The organism is Enterobacteriaceae endosymbiont of Donacia piscatrix, from assembly GCF_012569525.1.
Classification (GTDB): domain Bacteria; phylum Pseudomonadota; class Gammaproteobacteria; order Enterobacterales; family Enterobacteriaceae.
In genome coordinates, this window is sequence record NZ_CP046200.1 from 243,177 (window position 1) to 245,685 (window position 2,509).

The window sequence follows — 2,509 nt, forward strand, 5'->3', positions numbered from 1 at the left end:
TCCACATTCATGAATTATAATTAAACTACTTATGGTAATACAAAATATTATAATATTATATAAAATATTTATCAAAATTATAACTCCTAAAATTAATATTAATTCTCATAATAATATAAAAATTTTTTCTAAAAAAAATAAAATAACATATCTAATCTCCACCAAAACGACGATGTCTTTTTCTAAAAAAATTAAGTGCCTGTTTAAAATCATATTCATTAAAATCAGGCCATAATGTTTGAGTAAAATATAATTCTGAATAAGCGATTTGCCAAATTAAAAAATTACTGATACGATGTTCACCTCCTGTTCTAATTACTAAATCTACAGGAAAAATATTATTTAAACAAATATAATTATTTATCATATTTTCATTAATATCGTTAGGATGTAATATTCTATTATAAATTTTAAAGGCTATTTTTTTTATACTATTAATTATATCCCAACGTCCACCATAATTTATAGCTATATTTAATAATAATTTATTATTATTTTTTGTTAAAAGTTCTGCTTTAGTAATAGATTTTTGTAAAGAAAAATTTAATTGATTTATATTACCAATAATTTTTAAACGTATATCTTGTTTTTTTAAATTTACAGCCTCTATATCTAAAATTTTTTGAAATAAATTCATTAAAAATTTAATTTCTTGATTAGATCGTTTCCAATTTTCACTGCTAAAAGCATATAAAGTTAATGCTTTAATTTTATATTTTAATGATAAACCAATAATTTTTTTTACAGTTTTTACTCCTTTTTTATGTCCTAAATATTTTAATTTTTTATTTTTTTTTGCCCATCTTCTATTGCCATCCATAATAATTGCAATATGTTTAGGATAATAATGAATATTATTGATATTTTTTTGTAAAATTATCTTTTCCATTTTCTAAAATTTAAAATTTTAATAAATAAAAAATAATTTTTATTTTTAACAGAATAAAATTAACATAATAAATTTTTTTCTATTTTTTTAAAAAAATTTTGAATTTCATTAATATAAAATATTGTTTGTTTTTGAATCTTATTATACAATTCTTTTTCTTGGTTTTTGTTTATTTGTTTATATTTTAATAGATTTTTAACTTTATGTTTTGATTTTTTACGTATATTTCTAATATTAATTTTATTTTGTTCAGTTTCTATTTTTAGATTTTTTATAATTTTTATTTTTTTAGATTCTGTAATGGGAGATATATATACATATATATTACGTCCCATAATTTTAGTTGTTACATCTAAATTTGAAAGTATAATACTTTTTTCTATATTTTTTTTTATTGTAGAATCAAATGGTGTAATTTTAAGAGTAAAATTATTTTCTAAAACTATAGAAGATATTTGGTTAATAGGTATTAATTTTTTATTTAATTTTAAATAAATATAATCTAATAAACAAGGAGATAATCTATTTTGTGATAAAATATTTATTTTTTTTATAAATTTATTTAAACATTTTTGCATACTTTTTTCATTATCATTAATGATATTATTATCCATATATTATCCTTTATTTAAATTAAATTTATTTAATAATTTTTTATTATTGTTCCTATAATTTTACCGGTTAAAATCTTATAAAGAGAACCAGGTTTTTGAATATTAAAAATATGTATAGGTATATTATAATCATTTGCTAAAAAAAATGCAGTATTGTCCATAATTTTAATTCTTTTTTTTATTACATAATCATAATTTATTGTATGAAAAAATTTAGCATTAGGATAATTTATAGGATCTTTAGAATATACCCCATCAACTTTAGTTGCTTTTAATATAGCATCAGCTTCTAATTCAATAGCTCTTAAACATGCTGTAGTATCTGTAGTAAATAATGGATTACCAATACCTCCAGCTAATATAACTATGTGATTTTTAATTAGGTCAATTGCTTTAAAAGTATTATATTCTTTACAAATACCTTGTATAGGTAAAGAAGACATTAAATATACATTTATTAATTTTTTTTTAATAGAATGATATAATAATAAACCATTAATTATGGTTGATATCATACCAATTTGATCGCCTAAAACTCTTTTTATATTATTATTTTCATTACAATATCTACCTCTAAATAAATTTCCTCCCCCTATTACTATACCAATTTCGATTCCTAAAGGTAAAATACTTTTTATTTCTTGTATAATATAATCTAATAATTTATTATCTATACCTGATAGATTTTTACCTTGTAAAAATTCTCCACTAATTTTTAATATGATACGATTATAAACTATTTTTTTTTTAATCTTCATAAGACACTTATATATTATATATTTTATAAAATACAATTAATTAAGTTATATAAATAAAAAATTAATTTTTAATTATATTTTTACTAATTTCTAAACATATAAAACTTAAAATTTTCATTTTATTTTCATTTAAAATATTAAATACTGTTTTATTATTATCTAACAAAAATTTTTGATTATATAATGTAATACTATCTATAAATTTTTTTATACGACCTTTTATTATTTTTTTTATAATAATTTTAGGT

The 2,509-nt window shown here is 17.4% G+C and carries 3 protein-coding genes and 1 pseudogene; all 4 read right to left on the minus strand.

The window, feature by feature from the left end:
• Positions 1-151: 151 nt before the first annotated feature.
• Entirely contained in the window at positions 152-889 is a 738-nt protein-coding gene (uppS, locus tag GJT96_RS01140; protein ID WP_169780404.1) for a polyprenyl diphosphate synthase, read from the minus strand.
• Positions 890-948: 59 nt separating this feature from the next.
• The gene (locus GJT96_RS01145) at positions 949-1,503 is read right to left on the minus strand and encodes a ribosome recycling factor (protein ID WP_169780405.1); all 555 of its coding nucleotides are present in this window, start codon (positions 1,501-1,503) and stop codon (positions 949-951) included.
• Between the two features lie 29 nt (positions 1,504-1,532).
• Positions 1,533-2,261: a UMP kinase gene (gene pyrH, locus GJT96_RS01150; RefSeq protein ID WP_169780406.1), complete on the minus strand. Its 729-nt coding sequence runs from the start codon at positions 2,259-2,261 to the stop codon at positions 1,533-1,535.
• A gap of 61 nt (positions 2,262-2,322) precedes the next feature.
• Positions 2,323-2,509: pseudogene (gene tsf, locus GJT96_RS01155) on the minus strand (translation elongation factor Ts); the annotation flags it as partial.